The organism is Saccharibacillus kuerlensis DSM 22868 (assembly GCF_000378145.1).
GTDB classification, from domain to species: Bacteria; Bacillota; Bacilli; order Paenibacillales; family Paenibacillaceae; genus Saccharibacillus; species Saccharibacillus kuerlensis.
In genome coordinates, this window is sequence record NZ_KB899311.1 from 1 (window position 1) to 22,294 (window position 22,294).

The 22,294-nt window shown below is 49.8% G+C and carries 23 protein-coding genes; 2 read left to right on the plus strand and 21 right to left on the minus strand.

The genetic code is table 11. The features are described from left to right. From F456_RS0120000 to F456_RS0120025, 6 genes are all read right to left on the minus strand, one after another. Positions 1–749 (minus strand): extracellular solute-binding protein (locus tag F456_RS0120000; protein WP_018978824.1); only part of this gene is annotated, 749 nt, incomplete at its 3' end. A gap of 390 nt (positions 750–1,139) precedes the next feature. Further along, positions 1,140–2,834: an ABC transporter substrate-binding protein gene (locus F456_RS0120005; RefSeq protein ID WP_018978825.1), complete on the minus strand. Its 1,695-nt coding sequence runs from the start codon at positions 2,832–2,834 to the stop codon at positions 1,140–1,142. 168 nt (positions 2,835–3,002) lie between these two features. Then, the gene (locus tag F456_RS0120010) at positions 3,003–3,911 is read right to left on the minus strand and encodes a carbohydrate ABC transporter permease (RefSeq protein WP_018978826.1); all 909 of its coding nucleotides are present in this window, start codon (positions 3,909–3,911) and stop codon (positions 3,003–3,005) included. 13 nt (positions 3,912–3,924) lie between these two features. After that, positions 3,925–4,917 carry an ABC transporter permease gene (locus F456_RS0120015; protein ID WP_018978827.1) on the minus strand — a complete coding sequence of 331 codons (993 nt, stop codon included), beginning with the start codon at positions 4,915–4,917 and terminating at the stop codon, positions 3,925–3,927. Between the two features lie 261 nt (positions 4,918–5,178). Then, on the minus strand, positions 5,179–6,762 hold the full coding sequence (locus F456_RS0120020) for a response regulator (protein ID WP_018978828.1): 1,584 nt from the start codon (positions 6,760–6,762) through the stop codon (positions 5,179–5,181). Beyond that, positions 6,762–8,591 (minus strand): sensor histidine kinase, encoded by a 1,830-nt coding sequence (locus tag F456_RS0120025; protein ID WP_040925431.1) that lies wholly within the window; start codon positions 8,589–8,591, stop codon positions 6,762–6,764. Before F456_RS0120025 ends, F456_RS0120020 begins: the two co-directional genes overlap by 1 nt. A gap of 209 nt (positions 8,592–8,800) precedes the next feature. Here F456_RS0120025 and F456_RS0120030 point away from each other — a divergent pair, with 209 nt between their 5' ends. After that, positions 8,801–9,760: a glycosyltransferase family 4 protein gene (locus F456_RS0120030; protein ID WP_018978830.1), complete on the plus strand. Its 960-nt coding sequence runs from the start codon at positions 8,801–8,803 to the stop codon at positions 9,758–9,760. 117 nt (positions 9,761–9,877) lie between these two features. Here F456_RS0120030 and F456_RS0120035 read toward each other — a convergent pair whose 3' ends face one another. From F456_RS0120035 to F456_RS0120080, 11 genes are all read right to left on the minus strand, one after another. After that, on the minus strand, positions 9,878–10,390 hold the full coding sequence (locus F456_RS0120035; protein ID WP_018978831.1) for a GNAT family N-acetyltransferase: 513 nt from the start codon (positions 10,388–10,390) through the stop codon (positions 9,878–9,880). Between the two features lie 138 nt (positions 10,391–10,528). After that, a complete protein-coding gene (locus F456_RS0120040; protein WP_026294005.1) occupies positions 10,529–10,723 on the minus strand; it encodes a YwbE family protein in 195 nt (64 codons plus the stop codon). Between the two features lie 161 nt (positions 10,724–10,884). Further along, complete coding sequence (locus F456_RS25095) at positions 10,885–11,391, minus strand: metal ABC transporter permease (protein ID WP_051086770.1); 507 nt, start codon at positions 11,389–11,391, stop codon at positions 10,885–10,887. After that, on the minus strand, positions 11,388–11,732 hold the full coding sequence (locus F456_RS25100; RefSeq protein WP_051086771.1) for a metal ABC transporter permease: 345 nt from the start codon (positions 11,730–11,732) through the stop codon (positions 11,388–11,390). The genes F456_RS25095 and F456_RS25100 overlap by 4 nt, the downstream gene beginning before the upstream one ends. A 56-nt stretch (positions 11,733–11,788) precedes the next feature. Beyond that, a complete protein-coding gene (locus F456_RS24700) occupies positions 11,789–12,079 on the minus strand; it encodes an ATP-binding cassette domain-containing protein (protein ID WP_018978833.1) in 291 nt (96 codons plus the stop codon). An 88-nt stretch (positions 12,080–12,167) separates the two neighbouring features. Further along, on the minus strand, positions 12,168–12,317 hold the full coding sequence (gene rpmG / locus F456_RS0120055) for a 50S ribosomal protein L33 (RefSeq protein ID WP_018978834.1): 150 nt from the start codon (positions 12,315–12,317) through the stop codon (positions 12,168–12,170). A 156-nt stretch (positions 12,318–12,473) separates the two neighbouring features. Further along, positions 12,474–12,743, minus strand: coding sequence for a 30S ribosomal protein S14 (rpsN, locus tag F456_RS0120060; RefSeq protein WP_018978835.1), 270 nt, complete (start codon positions 12,741–12,743; stop codon positions 12,474–12,476). 104 nt (positions 12,744–12,847) lie between these two features. Further along, positions 12,848–14,053, minus strand: a complete 1,206-nt coding sequence (locus F456_RS0120065) for a GTP-binding protein (RefSeq protein WP_018978836.1) — start codon at positions 14,051–14,053, stop codon at positions 12,848–12,850. Positions 14,054–14,250: 197 nt separating this feature from the next. After that, a complete protein-coding gene (locus F456_RS0120070; RefSeq protein ID WP_018978837.1) occupies positions 14,251–14,511 on the minus strand; it encodes a YqkE family protein in 261 nt (86 codons plus the stop codon). A 243-nt stretch (positions 14,512–14,754) separates the two neighbouring features. Then, the gene (locus F456_RS0120075; protein WP_018978838.1) at positions 14,755–15,522 is read right to left on the minus strand and encodes a TIM barrel protein; all 768 of its coding nucleotides are present in this window, start codon (positions 15,520–15,522) and stop codon (positions 14,755–14,757) included. A 209-nt stretch (positions 15,523–15,731) separates the two neighbouring features. Beyond that, positions 15,732–16,334 carry a lysophospholipid acyltransferase family protein gene (locus tag F456_RS0120080; protein ID WP_026294006.1) on the minus strand — a complete coding sequence of 201 codons (603 nt, stop codon included), beginning with the start codon at positions 16,332–16,334 and terminating at the stop codon, positions 15,732–15,734. Positions 16,335–16,631: 297 nt separating this feature from the next. Between F456_RS0120080 and F456_RS0120085 the strand changes: the two genes are divergently transcribed. Continuing rightward, positions 16,632–17,051: a chemotaxis protein CheW gene (locus tag F456_RS0120085; RefSeq protein ID WP_018978840.1), complete on the plus strand. Its 420-nt coding sequence runs from the start codon at positions 16,632–16,634 to the stop codon at positions 17,049–17,051. Positions 17,052–17,461: 410 nt separating this feature from the next. Here F456_RS0120085 and mmuM read toward each other — a convergent pair whose 3' ends face one another. The 4 genes from mmuM to map all read right to left on the minus strand — a co-directional run bounded on the left by mmuM (position 17,462) and on the right by map (position 22,276). Continuing rightward, positions 17,462–18,418 (minus strand): homocysteine S-methyltransferase, encoded by a 957-nt coding sequence (gene mmuM / locus F456_RS0120090; protein ID WP_018978841.1) that lies wholly within the window; start codon positions 18,416–18,418, stop codon positions 17,462–17,464. Further along, entirely contained in the window at positions 18,415–19,809 is a 1,395-nt protein-coding gene (gene mmuP / locus F456_RS0120095) for an S-methylmethionine permease (RefSeq protein ID WP_018978842.1), read from the minus strand. The genes mmuM and mmuP overlap by 4 nt, the downstream gene beginning before the upstream one ends. Before the next feature lie 733 nt (positions 19,810–20,542). Then, positions 20,543–21,520 carry an alpha/beta hydrolase gene (locus F456_RS0120100; RefSeq protein ID WP_018978843.1) on the minus strand — a complete coding sequence of 326 codons (978 nt, stop codon included), beginning with the start codon at positions 21,518–21,520 and terminating at the stop codon, positions 20,543–20,545. A 9-nt stretch (positions 21,521–21,529) separates the two neighbouring features. Next, positions 21,530–22,276, minus strand: a complete 747-nt coding sequence (gene map / locus F456_RS0120105) for a type I methionyl aminopeptidase (RefSeq protein ID WP_018978844.1) — start codon at positions 22,274–22,276, stop codon at positions 21,530–21,532. Positions 22,277–22,294 lie beyond the last annotated feature (18 nt).

Below are 22,294 nucleotides of genomic sequence, written 5' to 3' on the forward strand. Positions count from 1 at the left end.
TCGCCGTCATCGGGACCGCCTGTTGCATATACGGCTGGATTTGTAACCGTGATCATGATCTTCCAGTCATCGGCGTTCAGCGTCAGTGGAATAGTTGGTTGACCGTCGATTGTCGGGTGTTTCGCATAGTATTCTTTCAGTACATTCTCAAAGTCTTTAACCGTGCGGATTTCCGGATAGCCCAGTTCTTCCAATACAGCGACCTGCACTTCAAATCCGCCGCCTGCATCGAAGTAAGTGTTATCTACCATGGTGTTGGTAGGAATCGTATAGATGGAAGGGTCTTCTTTGCTGAATTTCAGACGGTTCATGTAGGGACCATAAATCCTTTTGATATTTGGTGCATGCTGCTCGATCAGATCCGTCAGATCCACCATGGCGCCTGCATTTACAAGCTTGCTCGTTTCACCTTTTGGGAAAATGATCTCCGGATAGTCGCCGGATGCAATCATCAGCGCGATCTTCTGCTGGTCCGTACCGCTTACGGCGAATTCCGCATTCAGCGTAACGCCTGTTTTCTCCGTAATTGCTTTGCCTACCGCATCCTGCATGCTGTTCCAGTTTGGACTGGCGTCGCCGCCGAAGAACGTAAACGTTACCGGTTCCGTACTGGAAGCTGCCGCGTTATCGCCACCACTCGATGGTGTCTTCGTAGTCCCTGCCGTTTCTCCGCCGCTGCTGCACCCTGCTGCTACGACCAAGGTGCTGCTCATAAGCAGAGCGGCCATTTTCTTTGTATTCCCTCTCATCAATCTACATCCCCCTTTGGATGAACCTCTGTATGTGTATAACGGGCTTAACCCGCTTATACCGGTACTGCGCTTGCCTTCCGACGTCAACAGACCGACTCTCATTTTTTAGTGATTTGTAATATAAAGCGTTTACATCATTGGTAATTAATAAAGCTTCATTCTTTTTCTGCGTTTTAAACCTAATTTTATGAATTTCCAAGGATTAGGATAAAGCGTTTTCGAATGAAACTTGAATAATTGCTTCATTTAATATTGTAAGTGCTTACAGTAAGAATATAACGCCGCACTAAGCCTTTGTCAATATAAATGTTTATTTTTGTTTCAAAAAGAAAAAGAACCCTTAAAAGGGCTCTTTTTCTTCAAAAACGTTCATTGCATGCTTACCAATTACTTGCCTGTGCCCCACAGTTCAACCGTATCCTTAACTTGTTGACTGAAGATTTCTTCCATCTTCACAATATCCGGAGCGTTAAGTTCTTGCAGCATACCGTCATAAACGGCATCGAACTTGTCCGGTGTTGCCAAGATTGCTTCCGGAATACGCTTGCGGACGATGTCCGTTTGCTTCTGGAAGGCTACCGTGTAAGCAGGATCGCTTGGAGCCGGCATATTGAATGCAGCTCCCCATGGGCTTGTACCCAGCTCTTCAGGCTGCGGGAACAGATCTTTCCAAGTTTCTGCGCCATATTCTTTCAGTGCGTCTTTTTCAGGCTGCGTATAAGCGGCTTGAATTTGTTCTGGGAAATTCGTCGTGTAATAGTTGCCCGTCGAATCTTTCACGCCGTCGCCGTAATGAGGAGCCATTGTCGTATACTGGCCGATCCCCGTTTCTTTTGCGAAACCTGCGGAATCTTTCGTTTTACGGTCTTGAACTTCTTGCGGAATTACACGTTTGCCGTCTTCGACATTATAATGCTTGCCTTCGATGCCCCACTGGGTCAGGATTTGTCCTTCGTCGGAAGCCATCCAGTCCAGGAATTTGATCGCGCGGATTTGTTCCGCTTCGCTCAGGTTAGTGGTAAGAGCGATCCCGTAACCGCCAGGGAAGCCTACATCCATGAAGGAATGGTCTTTATACTCTTCGCTCAGCGTAACCGGGAAGTGACCGAAGATACGGTTTTGCATCGTTTCGTCGCTCGAGTTTTTCAGTACGTTTTCAGCTTCGCTGTAGTCCCACTCCTGGTTGATCGTACCCAGAACGCGTCCGCTAGAAATTTTCGCTTTGTACTGATCGTCTTTTTGCGTAAAGGTTTCTTTGTCCAACAGACCTTCATTGTACATTTTGTTCAGCCAACGGAAGTATTCTTTCTCTTCCGGACGCTTGTAGTGCAGCTGCACTTCGAACGTTTCCGGATTGATATAGAACTCGCCGTTGTCCGGCAGGCCGGTAGCCAGGAACGCCGGGTTGGTTACCCCAATCATGATCTTCCAATCGTCCGCGTTCAGCGTCATTGGAATTGTCGGCTGTCCATTAATTGTCGGATGTTTAGCATAATATTCCTTGATGGCGTTCTCATAATCTTCTAGCGTACGGATTTCCGGATACCCCAGTTCTTTAAGTACTTCCAACTGCAGTTCGAATCCGCCGCCGGCGTCGAACGAAGTTTGTCCGACTCCGTTATAAGTCGGGATGACGTAGATGGACTGATCCTCTTTGCTGTATTTCAGACGGTTCATGTCGTCAGCAAACATCTTTTTGATATTCGGAGCATATTGATCAATCAGGCTCGTTAGGTCAACCAGTGCGCCGGCTTCAACCAACTTGCTTGTGTCGCCTTTCGGCATAATCAGGTCCGGATAGTCACCGGATGCGATCATCAGCGAGACTTTTTGCGTATCGCCGCCGATTGCGAATTCCGAATCCAACGTCACGCCCGTTTTTTCCGTAATGACTTGGCCGACTTCGTCTTTCATTCCGGTCCAGTTCGGGTTGGTGTCCGCACTGAACAGGCTGAACGTAATCGGTCCGCTTTCCGTATCTGCAGCTGCGCTGTTGTCGCTCGAGCCGCCGCCGCATGCCGTCAAACCTACGATAGATGCCAATGCTACAGGTGCTACCCATTTGGTTCTTTTACTTGCCACTTTAAAAAACCTCCCTTTTTTTCAATCACCCTGAAAACTTTATCTATATGAGCGCTTTGTCAAAATTTCCGCAATGTTTATTAGGCGAACTTTGCAAAGTACCCTTTGTATATCGGGAGGCCGGAGCCTCCCATGAATACCTTGGTTAGATGGGTTAGTAAATGTAGATTACGATTTTACCGCACCCAGCGTCATACCGCTGACGAAGTACTTTTGCAGGAACGGATACACAATAAGGATTGGCACCGTAACGACGATTGTAATCGCCATCTTGATCGATTCCGGAGAAATATTCTGCATCTTCGATGCCATGTCGTTCGCGTTGACCATCTGTCCGCTGCCGCCCTGCTGGGTACTTTGAAGTACCTTCATCAGTTCGAACTGCAGCGTTGTCCATTCGGGATGGCGTCCGTTATACAGATACGTATCGAACCAAGAATTCCACTGCCCAACCGCTAGGAACAGCGCGATTGTAGCCAATACTGGCTTACAAAGAGGCAGAATGATCTTCCAGAAAATCGTGAAGTCGTTCGCGCCGTCCAGCTTTGCCGATTCCTGCAGTGCATACGGCAGGCCGTCCATAAAGGAGCGGATGACGATAACGTTGAAGGCATTGACGACAGTTGGCAGAACATAGACCCAGAACGTGCCCAGCAGATCCAGATCGCGGAAGAGGATGTATACCGGGATCAGACCGCCGGAAACGTACATCGTTACAACCAGGAACGTCGAAGTGAATTTGCGGGCCTGGAAATCAGGGCGGCTAAGTGTGTACGCCAACATCGACGCGCTGATCAGACCGAACAGTGTACCAATGACTGTACGGGCAATGGAGACCCAGAGCCCCCGGACCAGCCCTTCATACTGAAAGATTTGCTGGTAATTCTCGAATGTGAAGACTCGCGGGAAGATCGTAATGCCGCCTCTGACTGTATCGCCCGACTCGTTGAGAGAGATCGCCAGTACGTTGAGGAACGGATACAGCGTAACGATCAGAACCAGGGACATTAGAACAATATTCGCAATGTCGAATACTTTATCGCCGCGTGTGGCGTTGAATGCTTTAGGTGCTGCCATAACCTTCCCCCCCTTACATGATGCTTTCTTTGGAAATTCGCTTGAAGATGCCGTTGACCGTGAACAGCAGGATTACGCTGACAACGGAATTGAAGATACTGATTGCGGTACCGTACGAGAAGCGTCCCATCTGCAATCCGTACTGCAGCGCATACAGCTCAAGCACCTGCGAGTATTCCTGCACCAAGTTGTTGCCGAGGAGGAATTGTTTCTCAAATCCGATTTGCAGCAGGTGACCGATCTGCATAATGAAGAGCACGGAGATCGTTGTCCGGATACCCGGAAGTGTGATATGCCACATCTGTCTGTAACGGCTTGCTCCGTCGACGCGGGAAGCTTCATACAATTCCGGGTCGATACCCGTAATGGCCGCCAGATAGATAATTGTGTTCCAACCCATTTCCTTCCAAACATCGGAAGCGGTTACAATGTACCAGAACCACTCGCCTTTGGCCATGAATTGGATCGGTTCGTTAATAAGATGAAGTCCCAGCAGCAGGTCATTGATGGCACCGCCCTGAGTCGACAGCATTTTCGTAACAAGACCGGCTACAACGACCCACGATACAAAGTGAGGAAGATAAGAGACCGTTTGCACGAAACGCTTGAATATCATGCCGCGAAGCTCGTTAAGCAGCATAGCGAAAATAATCGGAATGACGAAACCGACAAGCAGTCCAAGGACGCTCATTGCCAGTGTGTTGCGAAGTGCGAGATAGAAGCGATCATCTTGGAAGAGTTGAACGAAGTGTTCGAACCCTACCCACTCTTGTTCGAAAAATCCTCTGCCCGGTTTGAAGTCCTGAAAAGCCATCGTCCATCCCCACAGAGGCAGGTAACTGAATACGAAAGCCCAGATAACAAAGGGCAATGACATTAAATACAGATACCTTTGCTGCAGAGCCGTTCGCCAGAAACCTTGCTTTTTAAAGCGCTTACCAGCGTTTGAGTCGGCAGCAGGAGTATCCGGGTTTTTGGAAGTGCCGCCTGGTGTGAGCGTTCTCATTTTCATAACCCCTCCTGATTTCCTTTATGAATTAATGATAAGCGTTTTTTATGAAAGCGCATACCCTACGAATTTTAGACAAAATCATGCGAAAATTAGACATTAAAAACACCCTACCTAATAATTCGCAAAAAAAGGGGGTACAAATTAGAGATGGGCTCCAATTTGTACCCTCTTAAGCGATCGCTTGGAAACTATACGCTTATTAAGATCATATTGAGAAACTATTTAATACTCTTATACCTGATGGTAAAAGGCTGTTCAGCTTCCTCCGCCTCGTCGCTCATCATGCGCTTCGCTCCGGTAAGCGGAAGGTGAGGTGCCGACATATTTGCGGAATTTCGAGTGGAAATAGTCCGCATTGGAGTATCCGACTCTGGCTGCCACCTGATGCACTTTCAGTCCCTGCGTCAGCAGTTCCTTCGCCTTTTCGACACGAATTTTGTCGACAAATGCATTGAAATATTCACCCGTGTAATTTTTGAACAGTTTGCCAAGATAACCGCTGTTATAGCCGAACATTTCTGCCAGCACTTCAAGCTTCAGATTCTCGCTGTAATTGCGGCGAATAAAATCGATCATCTGCTTCAGCACGGTATCCTTATTTGCTCCGCCGAATTGATCGATCAGCTCGCCCAGTCTTGAATGCATTTGTTTTTTCAAAACGTCATAATTCTGTGCCTGGTTAATATCCGACAACAACAGGCTGTGATAGCTCTGTGCCAACTCTGCCGCGGAGGACTCTCCGGAAGAAAGCTTTCCTATCGCCAGCGACAATGTACGGGAGTATTCGCTGCGAACAGCCGCCTCGTCCATTCTCCGGCTTAGTGCTGCCTGTTCCAGCTCCCTCAATACTTTCTCAACCGCTTCACGACTGCGGATGTCCAGCGCGTAATACAGCTTATCTCCAAGCTGAGGTCCGTCCTCGTTCTCTGCTAAAGCTTCTGAAGCCTCCGAGACGGTGAAGACGGTATCGTATGCCGAGCGATCGATGACCGATCCACTTTCGAAGAAAAAGCGCGAATGCAGCAGATACTCGGCTTCGCGGAATGAAGCTCCGATATCGATCAGGTTGTCGACAACGGATCCGCATGCGGCATGAAACTCCAGCTCACCGGCCGCGTCACTTAAATGACTGCGCAGCGAGTCTCCGCACTCGACATGACTTTGACGGACAAGCAGCAGACCGATATGAGAACCTGCCGAGAACAAGATGCCTCCGCCCGGCTCCTCGAATGTTTCTTTGAGACGCTGACGGAATACGGCATGCTGACGCGACTCCATCTCGGATCCGCCGTAAGCGTCCAGCAGAACAATTCGGTAAGCAGGCGCCGACAGTGCCAGCGCCTCAACCAGCTTTCCCCGGTGATCGTCGTCCGCCGACACTTCCTCAAACAGCAGCTCTTCAACAAGCTGTGCCTTGGGCAGTGCCGCGTCATGCTCAGATCTGACGCTGCGAGCTTCCTGCTCGCGCTGCAGCTGCTCCCTTACACGCCGCAGCTCGTCAAGCAGTTCCTCCTCGTCGACAGGCTTGAGAAGATATCCGCTGACACCGCTGACGATTGCCCGCTTGGCGTAATCGAATTCCGCATAACCGCTCAGAATCAAAAAGTGGGCCAAAGAGTTGTCTTGACGCACTTTTTCGATCAGATCAAGTCCCGTCATTCCAGGCATTCGAATATCTACGATCGTTAAATCCGGTGCAATCTGTCCGAACTTCTCCAATCCTTCTTTGCCGTTAGAAGCCGTATCGACAATCTCAAATCCTTCGGCTCCCCAATCAACGATTGTACGCAGTCCTTCGCGAATCATCGGCTCGTCGTCCACAATTAGCACTTTATACATCATTCGTCCCTCCCGGCGGGTATCTTAAAGTAAATTTGTGTTCCTTTGCCGAGCTCGCTCGAAATATGCAGCCCGCATTCTTCCCCATAGGTCATAATTAGTCGTTGATGCACATTACGCAATCCAATTCGGCTCTCTTCCTTCTCGTCCTTCTCGCGAATCGATTCTTCCACTTGACGCAGCCGCTCCGGTGTCATCCCCGCACCATTGTCGATTACATCAATCAGCACCTCTTCGCCTATACGAACGGCATGCAGCGAGACCGTACCTTCTTCTTCTTTGTTTTCCAATCCGTGAACGATAGCGTTTTCGATCAGTGGTTGTATAACAAGAGGCGGCAGCAGCACTTCAAGCGTATCGGACTCCGCCGCAAGCTCATAATGCAGCCGGTCTCCATGCCGGAACTTTTGAATTTCCAGATATGATTTCACCAGATCCAGTTCGCTTTTAAGCGACGTGTGCCGGTGCCCGATCTCCAGATTACGCCGAATCAACTTGCCCAGCAGTCGAACGATACGCGCGATATCTTTTTCCCCTTGAATATGGGCTCGCATCCGGATTGATTCTAGTGCATTGAAAAGGAAATGGGGATTGATCTGGCTCGCCAGCATCTTGAGCTTGATCTCCCTCTGCATGACTTCAAGCCTATTGTTCGCTTCGCTTGTCTCATAAACCTGCTTCATCAATTCCTTGATGCTAGTTACCATATAATTGAATTGTTCGGACAGCTGGCCGATCTCATCATATCCGTCGATCCGCGACACGGTCTCCAGGTTACCTTCCGCCAATTGATTGAGATTTCGGTTCAGCTTGTGCAGCCGCGAACTGATCAACCGCGAATTAAAATAGACGGCCAGCAGCGCCATCAGCAGGATAAAGACAATCAGCGCAGCTCCGATTAAGCCAATTCGGTTGGCGTCGTATACAATGCTTTCGGACGAGAAAGCGGAGACAATCGTCAGACCGTTCTTGCTGGAATCGGGAATAAGCGTATTGATTGAAATTTGGTAATCGATTCCGCCGATCTGCCGCTCGAACGTCCGCTCCTGCTCAGCATCTCCAACGGACACTTCGAATCCCATTTCGCTGAGCGTGCGACCGATCGTCGAACGCTCTTTTGCCGCAACGATGTAACCATCCTTGTCGGCAACCATGGTATCGAATGGCTCCTGGCTGAGCAGCGAGTTCAAGTAATCGGTATTCACCCGAATCACCAATACACCCGAGCTGTTCGAATTCGGAAATACAATATGTCGAACCAGGCTGAGCTGTTTGCTCGAATTCAAAGACGGAAAGTTTGTGTAGTGGACAGGATCGTTGATATAGCTCCATACAATCGCCCGGACTTTAGGATCAACCGCTTCTTTGTACCACGCCGTTTCCCGAATTTCGCTGGTAGCGTTCATGAACTCCAGATTGTCCAGCAGTGTCGGATTTTGGACATACAATTGAATGCTTTCAATTTCGTTATACGTACGTGCGTAGTCGGTAAAGTCGGTGTATCCGCGATAAGCGTTGACCAATTCGATCGGATTGTCTTCCGGATAGATTGTCGTTGCCACACGTTCCATATCTCGATCCAGCACCAGTTGATTGGATACATTGATCGGAACATTAATCTGGTTCTCGATTTGCGTTTTCATGCGTTGAACGTTATTCTCGGTCTGCTCCGTCGCCTTCTCCAAGGCATCCTGTCTGAAGTACTGGATTACGATAAAGCCGACGATGAGCACAGGAATCATGACAACGATTACATAAAAAAAGATCAACTTGTTGCGTATTTTCATATCGTTTAGCCATCTGATAAATCGTTTCCTCACGCGCTTCATCCTCCGCATATTCAGCAGTTCATGCTGCCTTCCGCCTTGACAATCGCCTTTCGGCTCTTCAACATCATACCACAGAAAACAGCCGCTGTTTATTCAAGCTCTTGCCGTAAGGTATGCGCGTTGCGAATTTGGGAAAAGCAGACTATACTACAACAGTGTAAAGCTTTGGCGTATCTTAGGCTGCGCCGCCTGCTCTTAAAGGAGGGTATATGTATTATTTAGCCGCTTTTCTGCTGTCGTTGGTCATTGCCCTAATTTTGATTCCTATCCTTCGAAAATGGGCCGTTCAGCTTGATTTTGTCGATAAGCCGCGTCCGGATAACGAGCGGAAGCTGCATAGGGAGCCTATTCCTCTAATGGCAGGAATTGCGCTGTTTGTTGGCTTTGCTGTCACTTATATATTATTTAATGGTATGACGCCTACGGAATCCGCAGCCGTACTGGCCGGTTCGCTGATGATTTTGCTCATTGGCCTTGTAGACGATTGGTACAAAGTGAGCCGCCGGGAGTTCCCCGCACTGCCTAAGCTGATCGTACAACTGCTTGCCGCACTGCTTGTGTATCTGGCAGGCATCCGCTTCTCGGGCTTCACCAATCCGTTCACCGACAATTACGTTATGCTGCCTGAATGGCTGCAGCTTGTATTGACGTTGTTATGGATTTTTGGCGTCACTACGGTGATCAACTTCACCGACGGTCTTGATGGCCTCGCAGGCAGCCTTGTAACGATTTCGGCAGGTACGCTGTTTGTTGTTGCTATTGCCGAGCAGCAGGGCGATTCCGCCATTATGGCTATCAGTCTGGTGGGAGTCGGCTTGGCTTACTTGAAGTACAACAAGCCGCCCGCCAAAGTCTATATGGGCGACTCCGGCGCGACGTTCCTCGGCTTTATCCTGGCAATTATCGCCTTGGACGGAGCTTTCAAGCAGGCGACTCTGCTTTCGCTGTTTGTACCGATCCTGGCGCTTGGCGTGCCGATCTTCGATAATATTTTTGTTGTGCTGAAGAGAATGAAGGACGGCAAGAAAATTTATGAAGCAGATGCTTCCCAGATTCACTACCGGCTTCTGTCCAGCGGATTGAATCCGAAACAAGTACTGCTTGTCCTGTGTCTGATCAGTGTCTGTCTCAGCTTGTCATCCATCATTCTGCTCCTGCTTCCGATCTGAAGGAGCTTATACGCCAAAACAACCCTCGCATTCGATCTCTATGATCGGATGCGAGGGTTGTTTGATACCAGATCCATTTTTCGGCGACTGAGCAGTTATCCCCTCTGCCAGAGCGCTTTACTTCCGGTTCATTCGGTAATGCAGCAGCACCTGTGGACCGACCGGTCCTTCCTTACGGTGGCCGCGATCTTCAAAGCCGGCCTGTTCATAAATATGAAGCGCCGCTTGATTATGTTGATTGATGACCAGTACAATCTCATTCATGTCGGGGAAATAATCGCTGACGAACTTTGGAAGCAGATTCATCGCGCGCTTGGCATAACCTTTTCCCTGATCGGGCAGATTCACAGACAACGAACGTACCAGCATTGCACGCGGCGATTCCGTAATACTTCGGATGCGATCTCCCCGATGGAGAACGAAAAAGCCGACAGGACGTTTATCCACTAGTATGACGATCGGATGCCGATCCCGGTCTTCCCTGCATAACTGGATCGCCCTAACCGGCAAAGCCGTATACTTTTCTTGTTCGGCGGATACCTGGTAGTTTTCAAATAAAGCTTTCTCATATTCCGGACGGAAAAACTTCAACTCCACCTTTGGCTCCGTTCCCTCGGGCATACTGCTCATCCTTCGTTCCTCCTGTCTTCGCTCCGGGCAAGCCCGGAAATGCGCGGCGCACCGGGAAGTATTTGAAGATGACACCGTCATCTTACTATTAAACGCGAACATTCCTACTCTAACCGCCAGTTAGACGTATTCGTGTTCTTACTCGACAATCTGCTTGACCCGTCCTACTTGACCGTCTTGAAGGCGGACTTTGATTCCATGCGGATGTGACGCGGAATTGGTCAGAATATCTTTAACGACGCCTCTTGTCAGCGCGCCTGTAGATTGGTCTTTCTTAAGTACGATATCGACTGTAATACCCGGCCGAATATCGGATCGGTTCTTTCCGTTCATCGTATTCACTCCTTCTCGATCAGTTCCATCCATCATAGCATACAGTCCTTGAACCGCCCAAATGAAAAAAGCCGTTTGCTGAGAAAGCAAACGGCTTTTTCTACAAGATAGAAAATGATGCAGCACATATCGAAAATGCAGCTAATGGGTTATTTCATTTGTTATTCGTTCAGTGCTGCCTTCAAAGCTTCCAAGTTGCTCCGCATAATCGACAAATAGTCTTCTCCCGCAGCGATCTCTTCTTCCGTCAATCCGCTGAATATTCCTGTTAATCCGATCAGAACGGCGATAACGATCGCCGACAGGAAGCCTCCCGCCATACGCAGTGCCAGCGCAGCCGGCAGTACAAGCAGTGCCGATACCAGCAGTACACCGACAATCGGCATTGCAGCGGCAACTGTCATACCGGTCAGTACGGCAAAGGCAGTTGATAGAGCCCGAACTGGTACACCGGCGATCCCGGCTGTTTCTCCGTCAAATGTCAAAGCGTACATGGGACGCCGAAACAATAGGAAAAATAGGATTCTGATCGCGGCGGCTCCTCCGATCAACCAGAGATGCCTTGTGCTGACAGCCACAATTGAACCGAATAAATAAGAACTAAAACTTTGTGACAGCGTTCGTCCGAAGCTCATCAATACGATGGCCAGTGCCAATCCCCCGGTCATGATAATGAAACCGACACTTCCGCATAAGTGAGGTAAGCATTTCGCAGCCATTCAACCAGCAGCGCTGCAACGACCGCCGCAATAAAGCCTCCGATCGAACCGTTAATGCCCAGAAGTGTTCCTCCCGCTACGCCGGCCAATAATACATGAGAGAGCGTATCCGCCATCAATACCTGCCGGCGCAGCATCAGATAGACGCCGATCACCGGCGCAATAATTCCAATCAGCGCCCCGGCCAGAAAAGCGCGCTGCATAAATTGCTTCTGTCTGCCCGAGAGTTCTCCGATCCGGCGTTTTCTTAGCTCCCACATGCCTACCTGCTCAAGACTGTCATGAACCAACCTTTCCTGCTCCGGCCCGTAGCGCCAAACAAACCCAATCTTGCATGACAGCCTGATCATACCAGTTCGATGACCCGGCTGGGAAAGCTCGAATTAAATGAAGCGGCATGCTGGGGAACGTAACCAATGATTGGTTTCTCCCCATCGAACGCTTCCTTATTCAGTTCGACACTGCCGCTCCAAGGCTTAAGCAGGCCGAGCAGGATTTTAAGCACCGTCGTCTTGGAGGTGCCATTGGGACCTGTAATTCCCAGAAACTCGCCCTTGTACACGTCCAGCGATACGTCCTGCACGACTGGCGTATCGCCGTATCCGAACACGACGTCTCGCATGGAAGATAGAATCACGTCAACCGCTCCTTACGTAATCATTACGATTAAAAAAAATACAAAAAATAAAAACCTTGCCGACTACCTTCTGTTCAGTCTGTTCGGCTTAACGCGTTTCCCGGTGAATCGTGTATTTCTTAAGGCGCGGACTATACTTCTTCAGTTCCATACGCTCCGGATGGTTACGTTTATTTTTTGTTGTCGTATAATTGCGGTCTCCGCATTCCGTGCAGGCCAGTGTAATGATCACTCTCATGGTTAAACCCTCCTGTAAATTCGAACACCGAATGATTTCATTAGAAAATAGTTTCATTAAAAATTCGATGTTTGTATTTATCGTAATATTTACGAATAAACAAAGTATAACGGCCTCTTCCCCTATGTCAAGATCGGCAAGCTAGCGTAGGCAGTCTTACCAGCTGGATTTGGTTATGCCCGGAATTTGTCCTTTATGCGCCAATTCTCGGAACATAATGCGGGAAACTTTGAACTTACGCAGGTAGCCGCGCGGACGTCCCGTCATTTCGCAGCGATTTTTAAGGCGGGTTGGCGAAGAATCGCGCGGCAGCTTTTGCAAAGCCGCGTAATCGCCTTTCTCTTTCAATTCGCGCCGCAGCTCCGCATACTTCGCTACCATTTCCTGACGCTTTTTCTCTCGTACTACTTTTGACTTCTTGGCCATGTGCAATCTCTCCCTTTTCGCTATATGGTGTTACCCTTGCTGTGAATCCGTGAGTGCTGAGTCCGTGAGTCTCCGGTTCTGCCCGAACTTACAATTGATCCGACTTACACAACCGCTTCTTCGGCAGCCGCCCAAGGGAGTGGATTATCGAAGTTGGCCCAGTCCGCTGTCATTTCTTCTTCGTTCAGCAGGCAGGCATCCAGTTCCGCCTCGATATCTTCGCGATCCATGTCAATTCCAATCAGCACAAATTCGTTGATCCGATCGCCGTTCTGCTCATCCCAACCTTCGGCAAGCTCCGGCTGTTCGGTGAACAATTCCCGGCGCTCGTCTTCCGGCAGACCTACAATCCAGCTTCCGGCCGGCCCAAATTGAATCGAAGAACCCGCCTGGCTGAAGCTGGCCGCCCAATCCTCCTTGACCGCGATCCACATTAGTCCTTTGGCTCTGACTACTTCTGCCGGCCACTCTGCCAGTACGTTCGCCAAGCGTTCCGGATGGAAAGGACGTCTTCGGCGATAAACGAACGAGCTAATACTGTACTCTTCGGTTTCCGGCGTATGCTCTTCTTTTTGCAGCTCGCGAATCCAACCTGGCGCCAAGCTCGCTTTTTCAAAGTCGAACAAGCTCGTATTCAAGATCTCCGCCGGATCGACTTGACCGCGAACGGTACGGATGATCTTGGCCGAAGGCTGCAGTTTGCGAAGCACGCCCTCCAGCCGCTGCAGTTCTTCCCCTTCGACCAAGTCGCATTTGTTCAGCAGCAGCACGTCGCACCTTTCAATCTGGTCAATCAGCAGATCCGTTACATCGCGCAGATCGTCGTCTCCGGCCGCCTGTCCTCGCGCCAGAAGACTTTCGCCGGACTCAAAGTCGTGCCAGAAACGGTAAGCGTCGACAACCGTTACCATGCAGTCCAGACGGGCAGTAGCAGTCAGATCGACTCCCGTATTCTCGTCCGCATACGTAAACGTCTGTGCGATCGGTACCGGCTCGCTGATTCCGGTCGACTCGATCAGGATATAGTCAAATCGTCCTTCAGCCGCCAGTTTCTCCACTTCGCGCAGCAGATCTTCCCGCAGCGTACAGCAGATACAGCCGTTCGACATTTCGACCAGCTTCTCTTCGGTCCGCGACAATCCGGCTTCGCCGGCCACAAGATCCGCATCCACATTGATCTCGCTCATATCGTTGACGATGACCGCCACCTTCAGACCCTGACGGTTATGAAGAATATGATTCAATAGAGTCGTTTTCCCCGATCCCAAGTAACCGCATAAGACGGTAACGGGAATTTTTGTATGTTCCATTTTACTGCCCCTCACTTAAATAGTAATTATTACGATTAATAAACGATACTATACTCCTTACTTCTGATATCTGTCAATGCTGATGCAAAAAAAGACGAAGAACCGGGATCTACCGGATCTTCGTCTTTACTGGTTGCTCGCCATATACGCAGGTTAATCTCTTGAGTTTGCAGGCCTGCTCCTGCTGCCGCGCATCTTCAATCGTATTTGCTCGTTTTTTTGCCTTCGCTTTGGCTCAGCAAATATTCAAAGTCATTTTCCAGACGCTTGCGCTCAGCCTTTTTCGCTTCCGCAGTCATCCTCAATTCTTCCTGACGCCGTTCTTCTTCAGTCGCTTTGAGTTCGTTCGCTTGAGCCTGCAGCTTCGCCAGCACTTCAGGATTGAGCATATCTTTCAGCGTCGCCGGCTTGTCTGAAGCGGCCGGACGGGCATTTTGTTGTTTTTTCTTGGCAGCCATTTGCGTTCCCTCCCTTTCCTTAAGGCTTCCTTACCTAGAAACCTTCTTCTCTATTATAAAACGGATGCAATAGGAAAGGAACCTGAAAGAAAGGAAGGGGTTGTGTATAACTAGAGGATTATTCACAAGTTATTCTACCCTTATTCACATAGTTATCCCCAAAAAAACGCGCGTTATCCCCAACCTGTTGAAATCTTTCACATTTTCTTCACATAAAGGGCTTTATCCATCCACATTCTTCCGTTAGCCCGTATGGTGTTTACCGTGTATCTCTTTTAAGTCACCGATTGGGTCATGTGTAGGAAAATACTCAATTCCGACGTAGCCGTCGTAGTTCGTTTGTTTAATTGCATCGAATATACGGTCATAATTCAGTTCTCCCGCAAAAAGCTCGTTTCTTCCCGGTACGCCGGCAGCTTGAATATGGCCGATACGGTGAATCCAGTTCTGCATGCGGGCAATCACGTTGCCTTCCATGATTTGAACATGATAGAAATCATAGCAGACTTTGACGAGCGGGTGATCGACTTCTTCGACGATCTGAAATGCTTCTTCCGATTTGTTTAAAAAGTATCCGGACAATTCCTTATCGCGTATCGTGTTCATCGGCTCGATTGCCACGGTTACGTTGTGTTTTTCAAGGAGAGGAACTGCAGCTTTAAGCCCTTCTATCAAACTTTCCCGCATCTCGTTTCGGCTCTTCCCCTCCACTTCGAAGCCTACACTCTGCACCATTGTTGGAGCCCCGAGAAAAACTGCAGCTTCCGCTGCCCTTTCCACTTCCTCCAGCGCCTCCGTTCTTCCCTCCGGTTCAAGCATTGTTTCCGTTAACAGTACAATCGAAGCGACATCCATTCTGAACTCTTGGCACATGTCCTTGATCCGCTGTAAATCCTTATCCGCCCAAGACCAGAATTCGATTGCTTTCGCTCCCATGTCATGAAGAATAGGGAGAGCCTCATAGATACTGCGTCCGTCAAAAAGAGTCTCGGTGTTATAGGAAAGTTTCATAAGTATGGCTCCCTTCATTGGATTGATGGAATAAATGTGCGACAAACGCTTTTATGTTCAAATTCTATCCACCTTTATCTCAAACGAATCAGGGACAATGTCAGAAAAACAAAAAAAGCCGCAGCGCAGCGGCCCTAAAGTGAAAAAGCGAAGAAAAAGAGGTCTGCTGTCCAGCGCATTCCTTCTCTTTTCCTCCCCTTATAGAATTTCTAATCCAACTGCTTCAATCCGGTTTCCAAGTTGTTCATCGCTAATGCTAGACGGTCGGCAAGTTCGCCAATGTCCTTTTTACCCTGCGAAGGATCTTGAGATACCGTTAGAATGGGGTCTCCGATAACGATCCGGGTTTTTTTTCCGCTCAGCAGCTCCTTGAGTCCGGTGGGACCGGCGTACGCCGCAGGTACGATTGGAACCTTGGCCATATTGGCGATTGTGACGGCACCGCGTTTCATCGGCACATCCTCGGACGAACGTGTGCCCGACGGGAAGATCCCGATTGTCTTGCCCTGCTTGAGCAGCTGGATCGGAACTTTTAAGCTGCTTGGTCCCGGCTTTTCGCGGTCTACCGGGAAAGCATTGATATCACGCAAAAATTTATCGGCAATCCTTTTCCGGAACAATTCCTTTTTGGCCATAAAATGAACTTCGGTCGGCAGCAGCGAAGTGCCCAGCGCCACAACGTCCATCCAGCCTCTATGCGTGCACGTAATCACGTACCCGCCCTCCTTTGGCAGCTTGTCCGCTCCGATAACCTCGAACTTTCCAAATCCCCGTAATAAGAGTCTGGCAAATCTGGCGATTGGTTGATACAACACGTCGACTGCTCCTTCCATATTCCACTTGTTCATATTTTAGCATCTGGTCCTAAATTTAAGACGCAGCTGTTTTTTATGCAAAAATGCCCGGCACGTTGTTAGTGTACCATGTGTTCAGTCTTCTGAACAGCCGTCTGACTTGAAAAAGCGCGGCGCTTTTCGATCAAACCGGGTAGCGGGGCGCGGCCGGATAGCCTATAATGACGATAAGTCAATTCTTTTGCATGCATTTCCGATCCCCAGAACGAAATGCACCAAAATTCTATCCGTACACGAAGGAGACCGGCGCATACAATGAGCGACTTTATTCTATTTAAACTGGCCGACAAAACTTATGGTGTCCCTTTTCATGAAATCGACGAAATCCAGAATTCCAAGCCTGGTACGTCAATTCCGTTCTCCTCAGACTGGCACGAAGGTGTCGTCAAGATTCGCGAAGACATCTATACGATTCTTAATCTCCGCAAAAAATTGAATGTATCCCACGAGGAACAGCGCGATACGGACAAATTCATTCTGCTGCGCCGCGAGAAAGTTGCTCTGCTCGTCGATTCGCTTGACGATACGGCTTCCGTTCCCGATACGGCATTGACCGATAACGAAGAAACGGCAAGCCGCCGGTTCCTTCCCTCTGTGTTCGAACACCGCGATCGGCTTGTTCTCGTCTTAGATGTGGAATCCCTGCTGGCCACAACAACCGGCGGTGGAGCTTAAGTACCGTTCCGAAGATTAAAAGCATTTGGATATTTCGGCGGATTCCGATTTGGTACTCCATCAGAATCCGCTGTCTGAATAAACGACAAAAAGCCCCGATGAGGAACTGGGGCTTTTTGTCGTTTTCACGGCTTCCGGGTACAAGAGAAGTGGCTGCGAATAAAAAATGTTTGTTGGAAAGTTCCCGTAAGTGAAGTGGACCTCTACTTGGAAGGACTGGAATACGGGGGCCGGATGAAAGGTGCCGCAAAATACGAGAGCGCCAGCGGTTGATTGATCTAGCGGATGATGGGGCCGTTTATGCTGCTGGTCTGTGACACTCTTATCTCTTAGAACGCAGACTCCTTAAATTTGGATCACTTTTTCTAGTTTTTATTTTTCAAAATTAAAAGTGCGTGCCCTGTTCCCGATTAGTTCCGCCACATTGAAGCAATCGCGGCGATTTGTTCCGGTGTCGTTCGGCAGCAGCCGCCGATCAGCTTGGCTCCAGCTTCGTGCCAAACGCGTGCCGCATCGGCAAAATGACCGCAGGCAGCCGTCTCTCCGGCATGCCAAGTCTTGGTCGAAGCATCGTAGCTTTCCCCGGAGTTCGGATAAACTAACACCGGCTTGCTCGTATGAACAGCTAACTGTGCGACCGCTTCGGCTGCAGCCGAAGACGGTGCGCAGTTCACGCCGATCGCCGCAACGAACGGATAAGCTTCAAGCGCATATGCGCACTCCTTCAGCGGCGTACCTTCACTGATTCGACTTCCGTCCCGAAGTGAAAAAGACACCCAGGCGTAAGTTCCCGGAAACTCTTCCAGCAGCTTTGCAAGAACTACAGCTTCCTGCAGTGACGGAATTGTCTCAAAAGCGAGCACATCGGCACCCGCTTCGACTAACGCCCGCATTCGCGGACGATGGAACTCTGCGAGCCGCTCATCATCGACACCGTATTGACCGACATATTCTGAACCGTCCGCCAAATAAGCGCCGTAAGGACCGACAGAAGCTGCAACAAGCGGCTTCGGCCGACCGTTATGCTCAGCTTCCGCCCAGAAAGCGTCCCGTGCTTCTGCCGCCAATGTGACCGTCTGACGGATCAGATTCAGCGCTTGCTCTTCGCCAATACCTTTCGCGGCAAAACCTTCGACAGTTGCCTGATAACTCGCTGTAATCGCACAGTCTGCGCCGGCACGGAAATAATCGGCGTGTACACGCCGGATCAGCTCAGGCTGCTCCAGCAGTACACGGGCCGACCACAGCGGATCGTCCAAGTTGCAACCGTGACGCTCCAATTCGGTCGCCATGGCTCCGTCCAGAATCATTACCGGGTAGTGATCCAAAATAGCTTCAATCGGATTGTTAGGCAGTGGCTTTCTCATGCTTGATTCTCTCCTCCACCGGCCCGATTACGGGCAGTGATATAGTAAGCTGCATAGCAGAATAAAATGAACGGAATTCCGAAGTACAGCGCAATGCGCTGTGTCGGATCGAAAGCAATGCCAATGCAGGACAGCAGGCACAGCAGGAATGAAGCGATCGGTACGAAAGGGTACCACGGGGTGCGGAACGCCAAATCCCGAACAGAATGTCCGGCTTTGATATAAGCGCGCCGGAACAGAAGCTGCGATAAGCTGATGCTCATCCAGACGATGACAACCGCAAGACCCGAGATCGAAACCAATGCAATATATACCGTATCCGGAGCAATGATGCCGGACAGCAGTGCCAGCGCTCCTCCTACCATGCTCAGCATTAGAGCGTTCAACGGTATTCCGCGCGCATTAATACGTGCCAGTGAACGAGGAATTGTACCTTTGGCCGCCAACGACCACAGCATACGCGACGATGCATATAATCCCGAATTGGCTGCTGACAGGATCGCTGTCAAAATGACGAAATTCATCACGTCCGCAGCATATGGAATGCCTACTCGGTCAAGTACCGCTACAAACGGACTTTCCAATACACCTGCGTCGTTCATTGGTAGCAGCGCCGACAGGACGAAGATCGTACCGATGAAAAATAGTACTAGACGCAGCAGCGTCGTTTTGATTGCTTTCGGTATGGTGCGTGCCGGATCGACCGTTTCGCCGGCGGCGATGCCGATCAGCTCTGTACCGGAGAAAGCAAAGTTGACAGCCAACATCGTTAGTAGAATAGCGCCGGCTCCATTCGGGAACCAACCGTCTGCGGTCAGGTTCGAGAGCAGCGGCGCCGTTTCACGGCCTTCCATTGGAACGATTCCGAATACGGCTGCCGCTCCAATTATGATAAACACGACAATCGTCAATACTTTAACAAGCGAGAACCAGAACTCCGATTCCGCGAAAAAGCGTACGCTGCTTGCGTTCAGGAAAAAAATCAATGCCGCAAACAGTGCACTCCAAATCCAGACGCTCACGTCGGGGAACCAGCGCTGCATTAACAGACCAGCCGCCGTAAACTCCGAACCAAGTGCCACCGTCCATGTCAACCAATACAGCCAAGCGACTGTATAACCGGTGGCCGGACCGATATATTTGGCTGCATAGCTGTGAAATGCTCCCGTTTCCGGCATATGTACAGACAATTCCCCAAGGCACAGCATGACGAGGTAAACGGCAATCGCTCCTACCAGATAAGACAATATGGCGCCAATCGGACCGGCCTGCTGGATGGTGTAACCGGAACTGAGAAACAGCCCTGTACCGATGACTCCGCCGAGCGATAGCATCACAACATGTCTAACCTGCATCCTCCTTTGAAAATGACCTTCTTTTTCTTGTTCCATTCCTATTCTCCTCTTCCAGTCCACGTGCCAAAGAGGCGTCTTCATATGAAAGCGCCCCAGAAACCCTTGCGTGCTGGGGCATGCTTCAATTTTGCTCGCCCCTTGGCTCTTTGCAATCTCGAACCATTCTCTTGCAAACCTGCACAGCCAAACTATGATATGCAATAACTGCAGCAGAATTCAAAGTAATGCCCGTAGGACCAACGATTTTCAAACCAATATACCGAGGACTAACAGGGTATGTCAATAATTATTTTATGTCCCTTCACCGCATTGAACCGTCAGTCCGAACAAGCGAATGGATAACTGCCCTGCTTATTGACATTTAATTTGAAAATATTCTGGCGTATACGCAATTCCATCCGCTTGTTCGAATGAAATGAAACTGTATCCATTTACTGAACGAAGCTGAGTGGCCGTTTTTTTGTAAGCCGAACTTTGAGATACAGGATTTATAAAAGGGGATACAGGGTTTATTGAAAAGGAATGTAGAATTAAATAAAAGAAGAAAGGACCGGCTTAGCTGGTCTTTTCTTCTTTTATTTTGTGCTTTCGAGAAAGCTTATCCACTTTGAAAGCTCATACGCTGTGGGAAAAAGGAGATTCACATTCAGCAGCTTGATCCAACTGATGCAGCTTATACGGCTCTCTTGCTGCTTCGGTTTGTGAATTGGTTTGTGAATCGATCTGCAGATCGGCTTGTGAATCAGTCTGCGGATCGGGGATCGATCGCTTACACTCTTCCATCTTCTGCGAACCATGCTAGGGATTCGATCAACCGTGACGCAAAATCTTCCGGATAATCATGACCCACACCAGGTATAATGCTCAGTCGACATTCAAGACCCGCCAACTGCATAGAACGAGTCAGCTGCTCCGACGAATCCGAACTTTCATGATCCTCTTCTCCGACCAACACTACGACCCGAGGAGTACGTTCTTCCAGCCGTTCCAGCGCTTCCGTCCACTCCTCCGGCTCTGCCAGCCATGGAGCTGTCAGGATCAGCCCATCCGCCGGAAATTCGTCATGCAGCAGAGCATTCAGCGCAACTTCAGCTCCGGCAGAGAATGCGCCGAGTACGATAGGGCCGTACAATGTACCATCCTCCGCTGCTGTTAGACTCTCCAGATGTTCTCGCAGCTCGGCCGCACCCAGATCGATATCGTCCCAACCGTAGGCGTTTGCGAAACGAATCTGCGATGAGCGAATTAAGCCGACCGTCCAGCCGTATTGCAGCGCAGGCTTCCAGAATGGCTCGGCATCGCGCTGGCTTTCTTGGTCGCCGTGCAGCACAAGCAGGAGCGGCCGTACTGCGGATTCTGCTCCCGTCCCGCTTTGCGCCATTGAAATTTCCGGCTGCAGCACGGTGAGACCGGGCGCTGCATTTGCATACGCCGCTTCTTCGCGTCGCGCACACAAATCCGCCAATTCGGCAAAACCTTCGCGTTCGCGCAGCGTTTCCAAATCTTCATCTTCTAGCAGATATTCCGCCGGATACCAGAACCCGCACTCTACAACCGCTTCATTCAGCAGATCAAAAGCTTCGTCCGTGCGTCCCGATGCAGCCGCCAGTGCATACCGCATATTCATCTGCCGAGCATCGCTGCAATCGCCGTGCTCACGTACGAAGAGATAGGCTTCTTCCACGCCCTTTTCTTCCCGCCTGCTCAGCACTTCGTTGAAGAAGCGGGTCGCTGTCATATTTTCCATATCAAGCTCCTATTTCGTCAGGATGATTGGGGCACCCTTGGTAATGATCATCGTATGCTCGTATTGGGCTACGAAGCTGCCATCATCCGCTCTCAGCGTCCAACCGTCATTTTCATCCTCGAACACTTCACGTGCATTCGTCGATACGAAAGGCTCGAATGCAATAACGGAGCCTTCTTTCCACAGATCGGTATCCGTCGGATCATAGTAACTCAAGATGTACTCCGGCTCATCGTGCAGCGAGGTGCCAATCCCGTGCCCGGTTAACGTTTCGATAATGTTGAAACCATGCTGACGCGCGACGTTGTATGCCGCTTTACCCGCATTATTGCGTTTGGAACCGGCTTTGATCTTAGCGGCTCCCGCTTCAAACGCCTGCACCGCTGCCTCGCACAATGTAACCAGACGCGGATCTCCTTGACCTACGACAAACGAGACTCCCGTATCGGCAAAATAACCGTCACATGAAGCGGAGACGTCCACATTAACCAGATCGCCTTCCTGAATAACGCGTTCACCCGGAATACCATGCGCAACTTCTTCGTTAACGCTGATACATGTATAACCCGGGAAATCGTACGTCGATTTTGGAGCGGATACTGCGCCGTGCTCCTCGAAAAGTTCGGCGGCACGGCGATCCAGATCAATCGTCCGTACGCCCGGCTTGGCCATTTCCTTCAATTCGTCGCGAATCATCGCTACGATCCGGCCTATTTTTTTCAATCCTTCAATTTCCTGCTCTGTTTTTACAATCATGCCTGTTCTCCTTCAGTT

Excerpts from the sequence above, each read along its gene's own strand:
- F456_RS0120010 (WP_018978826.1), bottom strand. The coding sequence starts at position 3,911 with ATGGCAGCACCTAAAGCATTCAACGCCACACGCGGCGATAAAGTATTC.
- F456_RS0120015 (WP_018978827.1), bottom strand. The coding sequence starts at position 4,917 with ATGAGAACGCTCACACCAGGCGGCACTTCCAAAAACCCGGATACTCCT.
- F456_RS0120020 (WP_018978828.1), bottom strand. The coding sequence starts at position 6,762 with ATGTATAAAGTGCTAATTGTGGACGACGAGCCGATGATTCGCGAAGGA.
- F456_RS0120025 (WP_040925431.1), bottom strand. The coding sequence starts at position 8,591 with ATGAAGCGCGTGAGGAAACGATTTATCAGATGGCTAAACGATATGAAA.
- F456_RS0120030 (WP_018978830.1), top strand. The coding sequence starts at position 8,801 with ATGTATTATTTAGCCGCTTTTCTGCTGTCGTTGGTCATTGCCCTAATT.
- F456_RS0120035 (WP_018978831.1), bottom strand. The coding sequence starts at position 10,390 with ATGAGCAGTATGCCCGAGGGAACGGAGCCAAAGGTGGAGTTGAAGTTT.
- F456_RS0120040 (WP_026294005.1), bottom strand. The coding sequence starts at position 10,723 with ATGAACGGAAAGAACCGATCCGATATTCGGCCGGGTATTACAGTCGAT.
- F456_RS25095 (WP_051086770.1), bottom strand. The coding sequence starts at position 11,391 with ATGACCGGGGGATTGGCACTGGCCATCGTATTGATGAGCTTCGGACGA.
- rpmG (WP_018978834.1), bottom strand. The coding sequence starts at position 12,317 with ATGAGAGTGATCATTACACTGGCCTGCACGGAATGCGGAGACCGCAAT.
- rpsN (WP_018978835.1), bottom strand. The coding sequence starts at position 12,743 with ATGGCCAAGAAGTCAAAAGTAGTACGAGAGAAAAAGCGTCAGGAAATG.
- F456_RS0120065 (WP_018978836.1), bottom strand. The coding sequence starts at position 14,053 with ATGGAACATACAAAAATTCCCGTTACCGTCTTATGCGGTTACTTGGGA.
- F456_RS0120070 (WP_018978837.1), bottom strand. The coding sequence starts at position 14,511 with ATGGCTGCCAAGAAAAAACAACAAAATGCCCGTCCGGCCGCTTCAGAC.
- F456_RS0120075 (WP_018978838.1), bottom strand. The coding sequence starts at position 15,522 with ATGAAACTTTCCTATAACACCGAGACTCTTTTTGACGGACGCAGTATC.
- F456_RS0120085 (WP_018978840.1), top strand. The coding sequence starts at position 16,632 with ATGAGCGACTTTATTCTATTTAAACTGGCCGACAAAACTTATGGTGTC.
- mmuM (WP_018978841.1), bottom strand. The coding sequence starts at position 18,418 with ATGAGAAAGCCACTGCCTAACAATCCGATTGAAGCTATTTTGGATCAC.
- mmuP (WP_018978842.1), bottom strand. The coding sequence starts at position 19,809 with ATGGAACAAGAAAAAGAAGGTCATTTTCAAAGGAGGATGCAGGTTAGA.
- F456_RS0120100 (WP_018978843.1), bottom strand. The coding sequence starts at position 21,520 with ATGGAAAATATGACAGCGACCCGCTTCTTCAACGAAGTGCTGAGCAGG.
- map (WP_018978844.1), bottom strand. The coding sequence starts at position 22,276 with ATGATTGTAAAAACAGAGCAGGAAATTGAAGGATTGAAAAAAATAGGC.